Source organism: Streptomyces cyaneofuscatus (genome assembly GCF_000718135.1).
GTDB classification, from domain to species: Bacteria; Actinomycetota; Actinomycetes; order Streptomycetales; family Streptomycetaceae; genus Streptomyces; species Streptomyces cyaneofuscatus.
Genome location: NZ_JOEM01000010.1, coordinates 136,402 through 149,451 on the forward strand (window position 1 = coordinate 136,402; position 13,050 = coordinate 149,451).

The following is a 13,050-nucleotide window of genomic DNA, read 5'->3' on the forward strand; positions in this document are numbered from 1 at the left end:
CTCAGTTCGAAGGCGGCTCGGCGAACGGCTTACGGGCCACGCCCAGAACGCACGGCGACGAGGGGAACTGCACACCCTTCTCCGGGATCCGCAGCCTGCGGTACGTCCCCAGCTCGAAGCCCGCCGCCTCGATCGCGGCCAGCGGATTCCGCGCGGTGTGACAGCCGCCGAAGAGGAGGGGCCACAGCGTCCGGTCCGCCGTGCGCTGCGCGGCCGCCAACGCTCTCCCCTCTGCCAGTCCGTGTTCGAAGAAGCGCAGTTCACCGCCCGGGCGCAGGACCCGCCTGATCTCGGCGAGCGCCTTCGGCAGGTCCCGTACGGTGCACAGAACCAGTGAGGCCACCGCCGCGTCGAAGGCCTCGCTCTTGACCGGAAGGGCCTCGGCCGCCCCCGGCACCACGTCCACCGGCACCTCGGCGCGCAGCCCGGAGCGGACGGCGAGCTGCCGCAGCGAGCGCTCGGGCTCCAGCGCCACGACCTCCGAGACGGCCCCCGGGTAGTGGGCGAAGTTCAGCCCGTTGCCCGCACCGATCTCGATGACGCGGCCGGAGAGTCCCGCCAGCAGCTCATCGCGGTACGCGGCGACGCCGCCCTTGAGGTCGGCCGTCACGCTCATCCGGGCGTAGAAGCGGGCGAAGACCGGGTGGTGCACGGCGTCCCGCGGGAGCTTCCTGCTGCGCAGCTGCATGACGGACCTCCGGGAGGGAGAGGAGGACGTACGGTACGGCTCTCCTCACCGATTCTCCCCCGTACGGACCGGTACAGGCATGTCCGTACGGGACCGAAGCCGGGCACGTCCGTACGGAACCGAGGCAGACCATGTCCGTACGGAACCGAAGCAGCCCTCCGCCTCACAGCGAAGGTACGGTCCACGTCCCCCCGAGTTCCGGCGCCAGCCAACCGGTCGCCCCCGCCGCGAAGTCGGCGCCCGCCAGCGCCCCCGCCCCGGCCGGCACGGCTCCCAGCAGCGGGGCGCCGGCCGCCACCGGCAGGTCCTCGATGTTGCACCGGGAGGCCAGATCCGGCCGGTCCGGCATGCTGCCCACCACGACGCCCAGGCACTCCAGCCCCCGCGCCCGCAGCGCCTCGGCCGTCAGGGCCGTGGCGTTGAGCGTGCCCAGGCCGGCGGGCGCCACCACCAGCACGGGGGCGGACAGCAGGCGCGCCGCGTCCGCGAGCGTGCCGCCCTCGTCGTCGAACCGGACGAGCAGCCCGCCCGCCCCCTCCACCAGCACCAGGTCGTGCTCGGTGGCCAGCTTCTCCGCCGCCTCGGCCACCTCGTGCGGCCGCACCGGAGCCATTCCCGCCCGCCGCGCAGCCGTGGCCGGCGCCAACGGCTCGGGGAACCGGGCCAGTTCGACGGGCGTCACATGGCCGCCCGCCAGCCGGGCCACCTCGGCCGCGTCCCCCGGCTCCCCGGGCACGAGCCCGGTCTGCGCGGGCTTCAGCACCGCGACCCGGCGCCCCCGCGCGGCGGCCGCGACGGCGGCGGTCACCACCGTCTTGCCGATCTCCGTGCCCGTACCGGTCACCACGAGAATCGTCATGTCAGCCCTCCCGAGCCGCGGCACAGACGGCCCGGCAGATCCGTTGCACGTCGTCGTCCCCGGTGACGTACGGCGGCATCGTGTACACGAGATCGCGGAACGGCCGCAGCCACACGCCTTCGCGCACGGCCGCCCGGGTCGCCGCCGCCATGTCCACCTCGTGGTCGAGCTGGACGACCCCGATCGCCCCCAGGACGCGTACGTCCAGGACGCCGGGGAGGTCCGACGCGGGCGCCAGACCGGAGCGCAGCCCCGCGCCGATCCGCGCGACTTCGCCCTCCCAGTCCTGGCCGAGCAGCAGGTCCACCGAGGCCGAGGCGATCGAGGCGGCCAGCGGATTGCCCATGAACGTCGGGCCGTGCGCCAGCACCGGCACCTCGCCGCTCGAGATCCCCTCGGCCACCCGCGAGGTGCACAGCGTCGCCGCCATCGTGAGATAACCGCCGGTCAGCGCCTTGCCCACGCACATCACGTCCGGCGAGACACCGGCGTGCCCGGCGGCGAACAGCCTCCCCGTCCGTCCGAAACCGGTCGCGATCTCGTCGAAGACCAGCAGGACGTCCAGCTCGTCGCACGCCTCCCGCAGCACCCGCAGATAGGCAGGCGAGTGGAACCGCATCCCGCCGGCCCCCTGCACCACCGGCTCCACGATGACCGCCGCCACCTCGTCGGCGTGCGCGGCGATCAGCTCCCGCAGACGGGCCACGTAGGCGGGGTCCGGCTCGGCGTCGAAACCGTCCGGCGGGGCGTCGGCGAAGACCTGCCGGGGCAGCGCCCCCGACCACAGCTCGTGCATCCCGCCTTCCGGGTCGCAGACCGACATCGGCTGCCAGGTGTCGCCGTGGTAGCCGCCGCGCCAGGTCAGCAGCCGCCGCTTCTCCGGGCGCCCGGCCGAACGCCAGAACTGCAGGCACATCTTGACCGCGACCTCGACCGAGACGGACCCCGAGTCGGCCAGGAAGACGTGCTGGAGCGGCTCAGGGGTGATCTCGACCAGCCGGGTCGCCAGCCGGACGGCGGGCTCATGGGTGAGCCCGCCGAACATCACATGGCTCATCCGGTCCAGCTGGCCGCGCGCGGCCTCGTTGAGGACCGGGTGGTTGTAGCCGTGCACCGCCGACCACCAGGACGACATGCCGTCCACCAACTCCCGCTGCCCCTCGACGGGTTCGGCGAGCCGGAGCCGTACGCCGGACGCCGACTCCACGATCAGCGGCTCCTGCCGGCCGGGCATCGGACCGTAGGGGTGCCAGACGTGCGCACGGTCCAGCGCCCGCAGTTCGTCGGGGTCGTACGGTTTCGGCTCGGCGGGCCCGCCGAGTTCGGGGTCGTACGGCTCAGGCATTGGGCGCGAGATCCGTCCCCGCGCCACGACGGCGGACCGCGACCAGATCCGTACGCGCCGCCCCGGCCGGGACGCTTTCCCGTGCCGGGACACCGGCCCCGGCGTCGGCAACCGTCGCGGGCTCCGGCTCGCCGTGGCCGCCGCACGGCCCGCAGCCTCCGCCGGACGCTTCGTGCGAACCACAGCCCCCGCCGCCGCCGTGCGAACCGCAGCCGGTGGCACCGGACGCCTCCGCGGCGCCCTGCGAACCGCAACCGCCCCCGCTCAGCGCGTCGGCCCGGTGGCGCGGAAGCGTCGTCGTGCCCTGGCCCTCCACCTCGAAACCGGCGTCCGCGATCATGTCCAGGTCGGCCTGGCCCGCCTGGCCCTCGCTGGTCAGGTAGTCACCGAGGAAGATCGAGTTCACCAGGTGCAGCGCCAGCGGCTGCATCGACCGCAGATGCACCTCGCGCCCGCCCGCGAGCCGGACCTCCACGTCCGGGCAGACGAAGCGGACCATGGCGAGGATGCGCAGGCAGCGCTGCGGGGTGAGGTTCCACTCCTTGGCGAGCGGTGTGCCCTCGAACGGGATCAGAAAGTTGACCGGCACCGAGTCCGGGTCCAGGTCCCGCAGTGCGAAGACGACGTCGACCAGGTCCTTGTCGCTCTCGCCCATCCCGGCGATCAGCCCGGAGCACGCCGAAAGCCCGGCCGCCTGGGCCTGCTGCACGGTCTCCACCCGGTCCGCGTACGTGTGGGTGGTGGTGATCGCCCCGTACGTCTCCTCGGACGTGTTGAGGTTGTGGTTGTACGCGTCGGCGCCCGCCGAACGCAGCCGGTCGGCCTGTCCGTCGGAGAGCAGACCGAGACAGGCGCAGACCTCGACGCCCTCGTTTTGTTCCTTGATCGCCTCGATGGTCTTGGTGACCCGGTCGACGTCCCGGTCGGTCGGCCCGCGCCCGCTCGCCACCAGGCAGACCCGCTTGGCCCCGCCCGCGACCCCGGCGGCGGCCGCCTTGGACGCCTCGTCCGGCTTCAGCCAGGTGTACTTGAGGATCCCTGCCTTGGAACCGAGCCGCTGCGAGCAGTACGAGCAGTCCTCGGGGCAGAGCCCGGACTTCAGGTTGACCAGGTAGTTGAGTTTGACGCGCCGCCCGAACCACTGGCGGCGTACCTTACCGGCCGCGGCCACCACGTCGAGCAGGTCGTCGTCGGAGGTCGCCAGCACGGCGAGCGCTTCTTCGCGGGTCGGCAGTTCGCGCCGCAGCCCCTTGTCCACCAGCGTGTTCAGCAGGTCCATGAAAGATGATCCTGGCTTACGGCACCGCCTCCAGCCAAGGAGGAACCGGACAGGAGACGTGGGTGAGGGTGTGTGTATTGCCACACCCTGACCTGCTGCGCCCCCCGCTAGGGTCTGTGAGCTGCCTACAAAGGGGACCGTCCTATGTCCTTCGTCCCGTCCTCCCCCCGGCCCTCCTCCGCGTCCTCCTCCCCGTTCGACTGGATCGACGACGAGGCCCGCCGCCGGGCCGCCGCCGGACTGGTCCGGTCCCTGCGCCCGAGGAGTGCGGAAGCCGAGCTCCTCGACCTCGCGAGCAACGACTACCTGGGCCTCACCCGGCACCCGGAGGTCACCGCCGCCGCCGCTGCCGCCGCCCACCGCTGGGGTGCGGGCGCGACGGGATCCCGGCTGGTCACCGGCACCACCGCGCTCCACGCCGAACTCGAACGGGAACTCGCCGACTTCTGCGGCTTCGAGGCGGCCCTCGTCCTCTCCTCCGGCTACGCGGCCAACCTGGCGGCGCTCACGGCACTGAGCGGGCGCGGTTCGCTCATCGTCTCCGACGCGGGCAACCACGCCTCCATCGTGGACGGCTGCCGGCTCTCCCGCGCGGAGACCGCCGTCGTCCCGCACGCCGATCCGGACGCGGTCGCCAAGGCGCTCCAGGCCCACGAGGGGCGGGCGCTCGCCGTCACCGACTCCGTCTTCTCGGTCGACGGGGACGCGGCGCCCCTGTCCGCCCTGGCCCAGGTCTGCCGCGCCGCGAACGCCGCGCTCGTCGTGGACGACGCCCACGGCCTCGGCGTGCTCGGCGACGGCGGACGCGGCGCGCTCGCCGCGGCGGGGCTGGCGGGCGGCGAGGGAGTGGTCGCCACCCTCACCCTCTCCAAGTCCCTGGGCAGCCAGGGCGGCGCGGTCCTCGGACTGGCCCGGGTCATCGACCATCTGGTCAACACGGCCCGGACGTTCATCTTCGACACCGGCCTCGCCCCGGCGGCGGCGGGCGGCGCGCTGGGCGCCCTCCGGCTGCTGCGCCGGGAACCGGAACGGGCGGAGAGGGCCCGGGAGGTCGCCACCACGCTGTACGGGCGGCTCACCGCCGCCGGGCTGACCGCGGTCCGGCCGGACGCGGCGGTCGTCTCCGTACGGGCCCCCTCCGCCGACGCGGCGGTGCAGTGGGCGGCGGACTGCCGGGTGGCCGGAGTGGCGGCCGGGTGCTTCCGGCCGCCGTCGGTGCCGGACGGCATCTCCCGGCTGCGGCTGACCGCGCGGGCGGACCTCACCGAGGAGCAGATCGCAGCCGCGGTGGCCACGATCGTCGCCGCCGCTCCCCGGGAGGCCCTGACTCCGCTCAGCTGACCTGCTGCCTGTCCAGTCCGGCCACGAAGGTGGTCCAGGCCGTCGCGGAGAAGCGCAGCGGCGGCCGGTCCACGTCCTTGGAGTCGCGTACGGCGAGGAGCGCGCCGCCGGAGTCCGGGCCGCCGAGCCGCGCGGTCTCCACGCAGTTGTTCATTCCGGTGGAGCGGCTGCTGTGGCGCCAGCGGAGCGGTGGCTCGGCGGCGGCCGGTGACGTGGGCGGTACGAGACGGTCGGACATGGTGCCCCCCTCGGGCAGAGTCGGACGTCCTGTCGGTTCAGCGGATCATCGTGCTAGCGCAAGCCGCAGCGGATCGCGTCGATGAGGTCCAGCGATCCGTCCGGCGTCAGTGCGTGTGCCTGCAGAGTGCGGAAGGCCGAGCCGTACGCCTCAAGGTCTTCTCTCCGCTCCAGATAGAGGCTACTCGTCAAGTGGTCGAGAACGACCACGTCCAGATCAGAAATGTGCGGAAAGGAGAAGATGACGAAAGGAGAAGTGAGTCCGACGTACCCGCCGACCGAGAACGGCAGCAACTGAAGCTGTACGTGGGGGAGTTGAGCCACCTGTGTCAGGTGGTCGAGCTGGTCCCGCATCACCTCGGTCCCGCCCACCTTCCGGTGCAGCACCGCCTCGTCCAGCACGGCGGTGAACTGCAGCGGCGGCGTCGCGCGCAGCACCCGCTGACGGGTCAGCCGCACCTCGACCAGCGAGTCGAGATGGTTCGCGGGCAAGCCGTCGAGCGAGGCGCGGGTCACCGCCCGCGCGTAGCCGGCCGTCTGGAGGAGGCCCGGCACCACCGAGGTCTCCAGGGTCCGCACCGTATCGGCCTGGGACTCCAGGCTGATGAAGTCGCGGTACTGGGGCGGGATCAGCCCGCGGTACGCGTGCCACCACCCCGCGCCTCCGCCGCCCGCCGAACCCGCCAGCACTTCGAGCAGGGCGCGCAACTGCGCGTCGCGCACCGCGTACAGATCGAGCAGACGCGTCACGTCGTCGGGGGTGACCCCGCTGGCGCCGGTCTCGATACGGCTCACCTTCGACTGGTGCCAGCCGAGCAGGTGCGCCGCGTCCCGGCTGGTCAGTCCGGAGCCGTGCCGCAGGTTCCGTAACTCCTCGCCGAGCTTCCGTCGTCGGACGACGGGGCCGTGCTGCATTCAGGTCTCCTCGCGCTGTGCGGTACGGAACGGAACGGAACGGGACGGGTCCGACACGCACCGCAAGATTCGGGCCCGCAGAGGGGTCAGTGTGCCCTTCGACCGGGTGGTGCGGGACCCGAATTCACCGCTTCGAGCGACAGATATATGCATATCTTGGTCGAACGTCGTTACAGCGAGCTTCAACAGTGGCAGTCTGGCGCGAAGCACAATCCCGGCCGACCGCGGGTCGGCCGGGGCGCGAAAGGGACGGCGTCGCCATGGCAGACCATCAGGAAGCAACCGTCACCCTGCCGAGCGATCCGGTCTCGGTCTCCTCGGCCCGCAGATTCGTGGCCAGGACCTTGGCCGAATGGGGCCTCTCCGAGGACACGGAGCTGGCCGACACCATCCGGCTGATCATCTCCGAACTGGCCACCAACTCCGTCCAGCACACCTTCGGCCAGTCGCCCACCTTCACGGTCGATCTGCGCCTCGAACGCGACGAGGAACTGCGCCTCGGGGTGACGGACAGTCACCCCCGGTGGCCCCAGCGGCTGCCCGCCGCCGTACGGCAGGACAACGGTCGCGGCATGGTGATCATCCGGGCGCTGGCCAAGGAGTACGGGGGACGGCTCACGGTCGTCCCGACGGCCGAGGGCGGCAAGACGGTCTGGATCGCGCTGCCCTGGGCGGTGCCGGTCCAGGGCTGACGGGACGGCGCAAGGCTCCGAACCGGCCAATAACTCGTCGTGGTCCACGCAAATGCGCAGGACATGGCCGGAGGGCCTGCCTTCGTCCGACGGTGCTGCTCGGATCGAAGCGTATCCGAGCGGTATCAACTGTTCACACGGGGGACTTGTGGAATGCGATCAGCCCAGCCGACCGCCGAATGCTCTAGCCGTCAGGTGCGCGACAGCAGCCGCGGACGCCGTCGGAGTGCGACGGGTCGAGGCGGTCCAGTTCACCGCGGACTTCTCTGTGGACGTCCACCACTACGGGCTTCGCCGCAAGCGCTGCCTCGTCCTGGGCCTTCCGCTCTGGGCCGCCCACCCTCCGCAGCAGCGCATCGCCGCCGTGGCCCAGGCGTTGGGGCGAAGCGCTCCCGGCGACGTCCGGAACGGTGCGGTGGTCGGCTCGGCCCTCGAATCGCTGACGGCCGGATCATGGACCATGCGAACCGGCGGCGGACGTGCTGCCGCGGCACCACGTGTCAAAACCCTCGTCTGGTACGCGGAAGAGGTGGACGAGGGTTCCCGGCGCTTCCACGCGCGGGGGCGGAGGGTCGAGTGGCTGATATGGCTGCTGCGCAAGGCGATGACCGGGACGGCCCGCCTGCTGCTGCGGCTCACGCGGCCGACCGCCCGGCGTGCGCTGTTCGAGGCGGACGACGCGGCGGCCCGTACGGCTTCCTCGCAAGCCACTGTCGGCGCACTGTGTGACCGACGTCTGGAAGCCTCGATAGGCCGCGAGATGCATCGCCTGGTCATCGAGAAGAAGACACTCGTGAGGGCTCAGGCCCCCGAGGGTGCGCAGGACGACTTCTGGAAGAGCGTCGCCGAGCACGCGGCCCGTCTGCGGGAACAGGAAGACCTGGCCGAGTCCTCAGAACCCGAGCCTTCCGCACCCGAGTCCCCGGGAGGCGCTCCAGCCTCCACCTCTCACATTTCCGACACCCTGCGCCTGGCACGACTGGCCCACGCCCCGCAACGCCCCGCGACGATCACCCTCGACGAGCCCGGGCGAGCCCGCGTCGAGGACGAACTCCGCCTGCCCAAGCAGGCGGTGGAGCGACTGACGCGGCGGGACGGCGTACCTCTGGCCGGTCGGTCCTGAGTCCGGCCGGATCCGGAGCTGGGAGGCGGCCGCTCAGAGCACCGCCGCCCGTCCGAACCCGCTCCGCAGCAGGGCGAGCAGCGTCGCCGCCGCGGCGGTCGCCCGGTCGCCGCGGTGCACCACGGAGATCGTCCGGCGGAACTCCGCGGGCTCCAGCCGCCGGACCGCCAGTGCCGTGGACGACAGCGACGCGACCATCTCCGGCACCACCGCCACCCCGAGCCCCGCGCTGACCAGCGCGCACACCAGCGCATAACCGGGCGACTCGCACACCACCGCCGGGGTGGCGCCCGCCGCCGCCAGCGCGCTCTCCACCCCGCGCCGGGGCGGATGCGCCGGAGCGCTGCTGATCAGCGGCCGGCCCGCCAGCTCGGCGACCGGCAGCCGGCCGGACCCTTCGGAGAGCCGGTGCCCGACCGCGGTCGCCAGCACCAGCTCCTCCACCAGCAGGGGCTCCACGGTGACGCCCGGCGGCGGCGGATCGGCCACCGCCGGTTCGTAGGTGTGGGTCAGCGCCAGGTCCACCTCGCCCGCGGTGACCGCCGCGATCCCACCCGGCGGCTCGTACTCGGTGACGGCCAGCTCGACGTCCGGATGGGCCCGCCGGAACGCGCTCAGGACGGGCGGCAGCAGATGGACCCCGGCCGTCGTGAACGTTCCCACCCGCAGCCTGCCGCCCGACAGCCCGGCCAGCTGCGCCAGCTCGTGCCGCGCCTGGTCCAGCTCGTCCAGGACCCGCCGGGCCCGCCCCGCCAGCAGCTCACCGGCGGCCGTCAGCCTCGCCCCGCGATGGTGGCGCACCAGCAGCGTCGCCCCGGCCTCCCGCTCCAGCTTGGCCAGCTGCTGGGAGAGCGCGGGCGCGGTGTAGCCCAGGTGGGCGGCGGCCCGCGTGATCGATCCGGTCTCGGCGACCGCCACCAGTGCGGCGAGCCGCGTCGGGTCGTACATGAAGCGTTCCTTTAGGCAGACCCAGAAGATTGCAAGTACACGCTAAAGGCTCCGCCGGTCCAGTCTTGACCCATGGACGCACAACTGATCGCCTTCACCGGGGTCGCCGCCGGCATGGTCGCGCTGCCGGGCGCCGACTTCACCGTCGTCGTACGCAACGCCCTGGCCTCACGCACCGCCGGTCTGGCCACCGCTCTCGGCGTCGCCGGGGGACTGCTCGTCCACACCGCGCTCGCCGTTGCGGGGCTCGCCGCGGTGCTGGTGACGATGCCCGTCCTCTTCCGCACGGTCCAACTGCTCGGCGGCGCGTACGTGCTCTACCTCGGGATCAGCGCCCTGTACGCGATCCGGCGCCGGGTCTCCGAGGAGGGCCGTGCGCCGGACCGGGCACCGGGGCCGGAGGGGGCGAAGGGGCCGGAGGGGGCGGAGGGGGCGAGGGGGCCGGAGGGGCTCGGGCGCGCGCTGCGCCAGGGGTTCCTGACCAACGCGCTCAACCCGAAGGCGCCGGTCCTCTTCCTCAGCCTGCTGCCGCAGTTCGTCCCGGACGGGCAGCCGCCGCTGCCCAGGACCCTTCTGCTCGCCGCCCTCGTGGTCGCCCTCGCCCTCGTCTGGTTCTCGGCCCTCGCCCTGCTCGTGGACCGGCTGGGGCGGTGGCTGCGCCGACCGCGTACCGCCCGGGCGATCGAGGGCGGCAGCGGCGTGGCGCTCACCGGACTGGGACTGGCGCTGGTGACCGGGCCCCTCCTGCGCTGAGCAGGGGCGCCGGGGGCCTTGCGGGCGGCACCGAGAGGTGCGCTCCTGCCGCCCGCAAGGGAAGAGCGTCCGGCAGGTGGGTCAGCGGACCCGTCCGTACCAGACGCTCTTGGACCAGATTTTCGCCTTGCGCACCACATCCCCGGATTTGGGGGAGTGCCAGATCTTGCCGCCCCCGGCGTAGATGCCCACGTGGTAGACGCTGCGGCCGGAATGGAAGAAGACCAGGTCGCCGGGTTTCCGCTTCGACGAGGAGATCCGGCTGGTCTTGTTGTACTGCTGCTGCGCTGTGCGGGGAAGTTTCTTCCCGGCCTTCTTGAACGAGTAGAGAGTCAGCCCCGAGCAGTCGAACCGGCTGGGACCCGCGGCCCCGTACTTGTAAGGAGCCCCCTTCTTCGACGCGGCGATCTTGAGTGCCTTCGTCGAATGGGTGGCGGCCTCGGCATCGGCGACCAGACCTGGCGCCAGCATCGAGGACGTCACGGCCAGGGTGAGTACGGAAGCCGTACCGACCCGGGCGAACAGAGACGGGACATGAACCTGCGCAGACATGCGCAACCCTTCGTCAGCCGCCTGTGAAGGATGACCTGTCGGGTTCGGGCTGGCGAAGTTGCCCGGCCGCTTGACGCGGCTTCACCCCGAGGGCTTCCCGGTCTCCCGGTCGGCCCGTTGTGCTCGGGTCCTCCACTCCTGCCGATCCACTCCTTGTCGACCAGTCATCCGGGAAGCGGCAGGACTCGGCGTCCACCCGGACCGCCCCGCCGCGGTGGCGGGGGCTTGTCGTCCCAGGGATCTTGACTCACGAAGTGCCGGATTTCCGAGCTGAAACAGTCATTTGTGAGTCTCCTCACCACTGAACCGTTCGGGTGGACGGGGCGGATTCGCGCCCGTTGATGAGCCTGGCGCACGCCCCCGTACCAGCGACGAAAGGCCGCATTTCGTGTACGGCTCCCGCGTCGAGCGCAAGTTGGGACGTCGCTCGCGCGGGTGATCGCCTACGCCGAACGAGCGAGGAAAATTGATCGCGTCACCGGGCGTGTCGCGCGCGGGGCGACCGTCCCGCTCCCGTGATGCGCTCCCGGCGCGCGGAGCGGCTCAGTTCGGGGTCGGCGGCACGGCGACCCTGCCCGCCCGCCGCTCGCCGTCCAGCACGCGCAGGGCCCGCGCGAGCGTCGCCGCGTGGATCTGCCGCTCGCCGCGCTCGTGCATCAGGGAGAGGGCATCGCGCAGGGCCGCGGCCCGGGAGACCAGGGCCTGCGCGGCTCTCAGCGCGCTGTAGGTGTCGCTGCCGCGAGCCGGGTTGATACGGCCCACCTGGTCGAGGACCGCCAGGTAGCAGTCGATCAGCTCACCCTCGGCGCGGGTCAGTGCGGGCAGGGGCGGGAACTCCGTGGGTTCCATGGGCGGTTCACCTCACGTCGTGCGGCGGCTGGGAGAGCGTGCGGTTCTCCACGACGTGGTCCACCAGCCCGTAGGCGCGAGCGGCCTCCGCGTCGAGGATGGTGTTGCGCTCGATGTCGGCGGTGACCCGCTCGGCGGTCCGGCCCGTGTGCCGGACCAGCATGTCCGTGAACAGCTCGCGGGTGCGCACCAGTTCGCGCGCGTGGATCTCCAGGTCGGACGGCTGGCCCTGCAACGGCTCGGCCAGCGCGGGTTGCTGAATGACTACCCGCGCGCCGGGCAGGGCATGTCGCCGCCCCGGAGCCCCGGCCGCCAGAAGAACGGCCGCGTAGGAGCCGGCCTGCCCCAAACAGAAGGTCTCCACCTCGCACGTCAGAAACCGCATCGTGTCGTAGACCGCGGCCATCGCCCCGAACGCGCCGCCGGGGCAGTTGATGTAGAGCGACAGCGGCCGGTCCGGCTCGGCGTGCTCCAGGTACATGAACTGCGCGATCAGATCGCTCGCGGCGGTGTCGTCGATCGGACTCCCGAGGAAGACGATCTGCTTGGACAGGAGCTTGGAGTACGGGTCCTGGGTCCGGGTCCCGGTCGCGGTGCGCTCGGTGAACTCGGGCAGTACGTAACGGGCGTCGGGTCGGATCATGGCGGAGCCCCTCTCCTGGGTGCGTGACGGAACGCAGGGGCAGCGCAGGTCCGCTCCGCGCTCACGCCCTGTCAAAAATGTACAGGACGTACAAAAGAGGGGGAGGGCTGACGCGTTCGCGAGATCCAGAAGAGGGGCGGTGGGCGCCTATTCGCAGCCGACTCCGTCACCGTCGCGGTCGAGGTGCCGTCCGTACCCCGGTTCGCCCGCTCTGATGGGATCGGCGCCGGCGGCCCGGACGGCGGTGCAGTTTCGGTAATACGTGGAGCCGCCGCCCGAGTCGTCGTTCTCGTCCTCGTCGTAGACCGGGTCGGGCGCCTCGGCGGCAGGCTCGGGCGGGGGAGCGGTGACGGTCACCCGTACCTTCTTGATCTTCGTCACCGTCGGCGCCGGCTCCGGACTGGCCGTCACCGTGACCTTCGCCGTCTCCGTCACGGTGACGGTCACCGTCGGCCCCGGCTCCGCCTTCACCGCCGCCGTCCGTACCGTCTCCGGCTCCTCACCGGTGGCGCCGATCCCGATGCCGAGCAGGAACAGCACGCCGGCGGCGGGAAGGATGACGCGCTTACGGGCCCAGCGCGGCCCGTTGGAAGGGTTCGGCGGCGGGACGGTGACGCCCGGCCCCCAGTCCGCTTGCCGTGACGGGTGCTGCGGGTCGTTCCAATTCATCGTCCCCCCAAGGAAGTTCGTGGAGGAACGACGCTAGTGAGCCGAGCGCGCCCGCAGGAGGAGGATGTTCCGTTGGTGATGGAGTTGTGACCAAAGAGCGGGGGAGTGATGGTCACGGCTCGGTCCTGGAGTCGGGCGGCACGGCTGCCGCGCGGCC

15 protein-coding genes and 1 riboswitch are annotated in these 13,050 nt (G+C 72.1%); of the genes, 4 read left to right on the forward strand and 11 right to left on the reverse strand.

What is annotated here, in order from left to right; genetic code table 11:
- Position 1: 1 nt before the first annotated feature.
- The 4 genes from IF17_RS0118855 to bioB form a co-directional block, all read right to left on the reverse strand.
- On the reverse strand, positions 2–688 hold the full coding sequence (locus IF17_RS0118855) for a class I SAM-dependent methyltransferase (RefSeq protein WP_030567431.1): 687 nt from the start codon (positions 686–688) through the stop codon (positions 2–4).
- A 163-nt stretch (positions 689–851) separates the two neighbouring features.
- Positions 852–1,547 carry a dethiobiotin synthase gene (gene bioD, locus IF17_RS0118860; protein WP_030567433.1) on the reverse strand — a complete coding sequence of 232 codons (696 nt, stop codon included), beginning with the start codon at positions 1,545–1,547 and terminating at the stop codon, positions 852–854.
- Position 1,548: 1 nt separating this feature from the next.
- Complete coding sequence (locus IF17_RS0118865) at positions 1,549–2,892, reverse strand: adenosylmethionine--8-amino-7-oxononanoate transaminase (RefSeq protein WP_030567435.1); 1,344 nt, start codon at positions 2,890–2,892, stop codon at positions 1,549–1,551.
- Complete coding sequence (gene bioB, locus IF17_RS0118870; protein ID WP_030567437.1) at positions 2,885–4,171, reverse strand: biotin synthase BioB; 1,287 nt, start codon at positions 4,169–4,171, stop codon at positions 2,885–2,887. The genes IF17_RS0118865 and bioB overlap by 8 nt, the downstream gene beginning before the upstream one ends.
- 144 nt (positions 4,172–4,315) lie before the next feature.
- Between bioB and IF17_RS0118875 the strand changes: the two genes are divergently transcribed.
- Positions 4,316–5,512: an 8-amino-7-oxononanoate synthase gene (locus tag IF17_RS0118875; protein ID WP_030567439.1), complete on the forward strand. Its 1,197-nt coding sequence runs from the start codon at positions 4,316–4,318 to the stop codon at positions 5,510–5,512.
- Here IF17_RS0118875 and IF17_RS0118880 read toward each other — a convergent pair.
- The gene (locus IF17_RS0118880; RefSeq protein WP_030567441.1) at positions 5,505–5,750 is read right to left on the reverse strand and encodes a DUF397 domain-containing protein; all 246 of its coding nucleotides are present in this window, start codon (positions 5,748–5,750) and stop codon (positions 5,505–5,507) included. The genes IF17_RS0118875 and IF17_RS0118880 overlap by 8 nt on opposite strands.
- Positions 5,751–5,803: 53 nt before the next feature.
- Positions 5,804–6,664, reverse strand: a complete 861-nt coding sequence (locus tag IF17_RS0118885) for a helix-turn-helix domain-containing protein (protein WP_030567443.1) — start codon at positions 6,662–6,664, stop codon at positions 5,804–5,806.
- Positions 6,665–6,924: 260 nt separating this feature from the next.
- Here IF17_RS0118885 and IF17_RS0118890 point away from each other — a divergent pair, with 260 nt between their 5' ends.
- Together IF17_RS0118890 and IF17_RS0118895 are read left to right on the forward strand one after the other, a co-directional pair.
- Entirely contained in the window at positions 6,925–7,356 is a 432-nt protein-coding gene (locus IF17_RS0118890; RefSeq protein WP_030567445.1) for an ATP-binding protein, read from the forward strand.
- A 226-nt stretch (positions 7,357–7,582) separates the two neighbouring features.
- Positions 7,583–8,479 (forward strand): M48 family metalloprotease, encoded by an 897-nt coding sequence (locus IF17_RS0118895; protein WP_051884063.1) that lies wholly within the window; start codon positions 7,583–7,585, stop codon positions 8,477–8,479.
- Between the two features lie 33 nt (positions 8,480–8,512).
- Here IF17_RS0118895 and IF17_RS0118900 read toward each other — a convergent pair whose 3' ends face one another.
- On the reverse strand, positions 8,513–9,427 hold the full coding sequence (locus tag IF17_RS0118900) for a LysR family transcriptional regulator (RefSeq protein ID WP_030567449.1): 915 nt from the start codon (positions 9,425–9,427) through the stop codon (positions 8,513–8,515).
- A 72-nt stretch (positions 9,428–9,499) separates the two neighbouring features.
- On the opposite strand from IF17_RS0118900, the gene IF17_RS0118905 reads away from it, so the two are divergent.
- Positions 9,500–10,180: a LysE family translocator gene (locus tag IF17_RS0118905; RefSeq protein WP_030567451.1), complete on the forward strand. Its 681-nt coding sequence runs from the start codon at positions 9,500–9,502 to the stop codon at positions 10,178–10,180.
- Between the two features lie 81 nt (positions 10,181–10,261).
- Here IF17_RS0118905 and IF17_RS0118910 read toward each other — a convergent pair whose 3' ends face one another.
- The 4 genes from IF17_RS0118910 to IF17_RS01000000136550 form a co-directional block, all read right to left on the reverse strand.
- On the reverse strand, positions 10,262–10,732 hold the full coding sequence (locus IF17_RS0118910; RefSeq protein WP_030567453.1) for a C40 family peptidase: 471 nt from the start codon (positions 10,730–10,732) through the stop codon (positions 10,262–10,264).
- 3 nt (positions 10,733–10,735) lie between these two features.
- Positions 10,736–10,901, reverse strand: a riboswitch (cyclic di-AMP (ydaO/yuaA leader).
- A gap of 374 nt (positions 10,902–11,275) precedes the next feature.
- A complete protein-coding gene (locus IF17_RS0118915) occupies positions 11,276–11,581 on the reverse strand; it encodes a hypothetical protein (RefSeq protein ID WP_030567455.1) in 306 nt (101 codons plus the stop codon).
- Between the two features lie 7 nt (positions 11,582–11,588).
- Positions 11,589–12,224, reverse strand: coding sequence for an ATP-dependent Clp protease proteolytic subunit (locus IF17_RS0118920; protein ID WP_030567457.1), 636 nt, complete (start codon positions 12,222–12,224; stop codon positions 11,589–11,591).
- Positions 12,225–12,371: 147 nt separating this feature from the next.
- Complete coding sequence (locus IF17_RS01000000136550) at positions 12,372–12,893, reverse strand: excalibur calcium-binding domain-containing protein (RefSeq protein WP_030567459.1); 522 nt, start codon at positions 12,891–12,893, stop codon at positions 12,372–12,374.
- Positions 12,894–13,050: the final 157 nt, after the last annotated feature.

What these genes read in the sequence shown, in the direction of transcription:
- IF17_RS01000000136550 (WP_030567459.1), bottom strand. Translation starts at nt 12,893, where the DNA reads ATGAATTGGAACGACCCGCAGCACCCGTCACGGCAAGCGGACTGGGGG.
- bioD (WP_030567433.1), bottom strand. Translation starts at nt 1,547, where the DNA reads ATGACGATTCTCGTGGTGACCGGTACGGGCACGGAGATCGGCAAGACG.
- IF17_RS0118890 (WP_030567445.1), top strand. Translation starts at nt 6,925, where the DNA reads ATGGCAGACCATCAGGAAGCAACCGTCACCCTGCCGAGCGATCCGGTC.
- IF17_RS0118915 (WP_030567455.1), bottom strand. Translation starts at nt 11,581, where the DNA reads ATGGAACCCACGGAGTTCCCGCCCCTGCCCGCACTGACCCGCGCCGAG.
- IF17_RS0118855 (WP_030567431.1), bottom strand. Translation starts at nt 688, where the DNA reads ATGCAGCTGCGCAGCAGGAAGCTCCCGCGGGACGCCGTGCACCACCCG.
- IF17_RS0118865 (WP_030567435.1), bottom strand. Translation starts at nt 2,892, where the DNA reads ATGCCTGAGCCGTACGACCCCGAACTCGGCGGGCCCGCCGAGCCGAAA.
- IF17_RS0118875 (WP_030567439.1), top strand. Translation starts at nt 4,316, where the DNA reads ATGTCCTTCGTCCCGTCCTCCCCCCGGCCCTCCTCCGCGTCCTCCTCC.
- IF17_RS0118920 (WP_030567457.1), bottom strand. Translation starts at nt 12,224, where the DNA reads ATGATCCGACCCGACGCCCGTTACGTACTGCCCGAGTTCACCGAGCGC.
- IF17_RS0118910 (WP_030567453.1), bottom strand. Translation starts at nt 10,732, where the DNA reads ATGTCTGCGCAGGTTCATGTCCCGTCTCTGTTCGCCCGGGTCGGTACG.
- IF17_RS0118885 (WP_030567443.1), bottom strand. Translation starts at nt 6,664, where the DNA reads ATGCAGCACGGCCCCGTCGTCCGACGACGGAAGCTCGGCGAGGAGTTA.
- IF17_RS0118900 (WP_030567449.1), bottom strand. Translation starts at nt 9,427, where the DNA reads ATGTACGACCCGACGCGGCTCGCCGCACTGGTGGCGGTCGCCGAGACC.
- bioB (WP_030567437.1), bottom strand. Translation starts at nt 4,171, where the DNA reads ATGGACCTGCTGAACACGCTGGTGGACAAGGGGCTGCGGCGCGAACTG.
- IF17_RS0118905 (WP_030567451.1), top strand. Translation starts at nt 9,500, where the DNA reads ATGGACGCACAACTGATCGCCTTCACCGGGGTCGCCGCCGGCATGGTC.
- IF17_RS0118880 (WP_030567441.1), bottom strand. Translation starts at nt 5,750, where the DNA reads ATGTCCGACCGTCTCGTACCGCCCACGTCACCGGCCGCCGCCGAGCCA.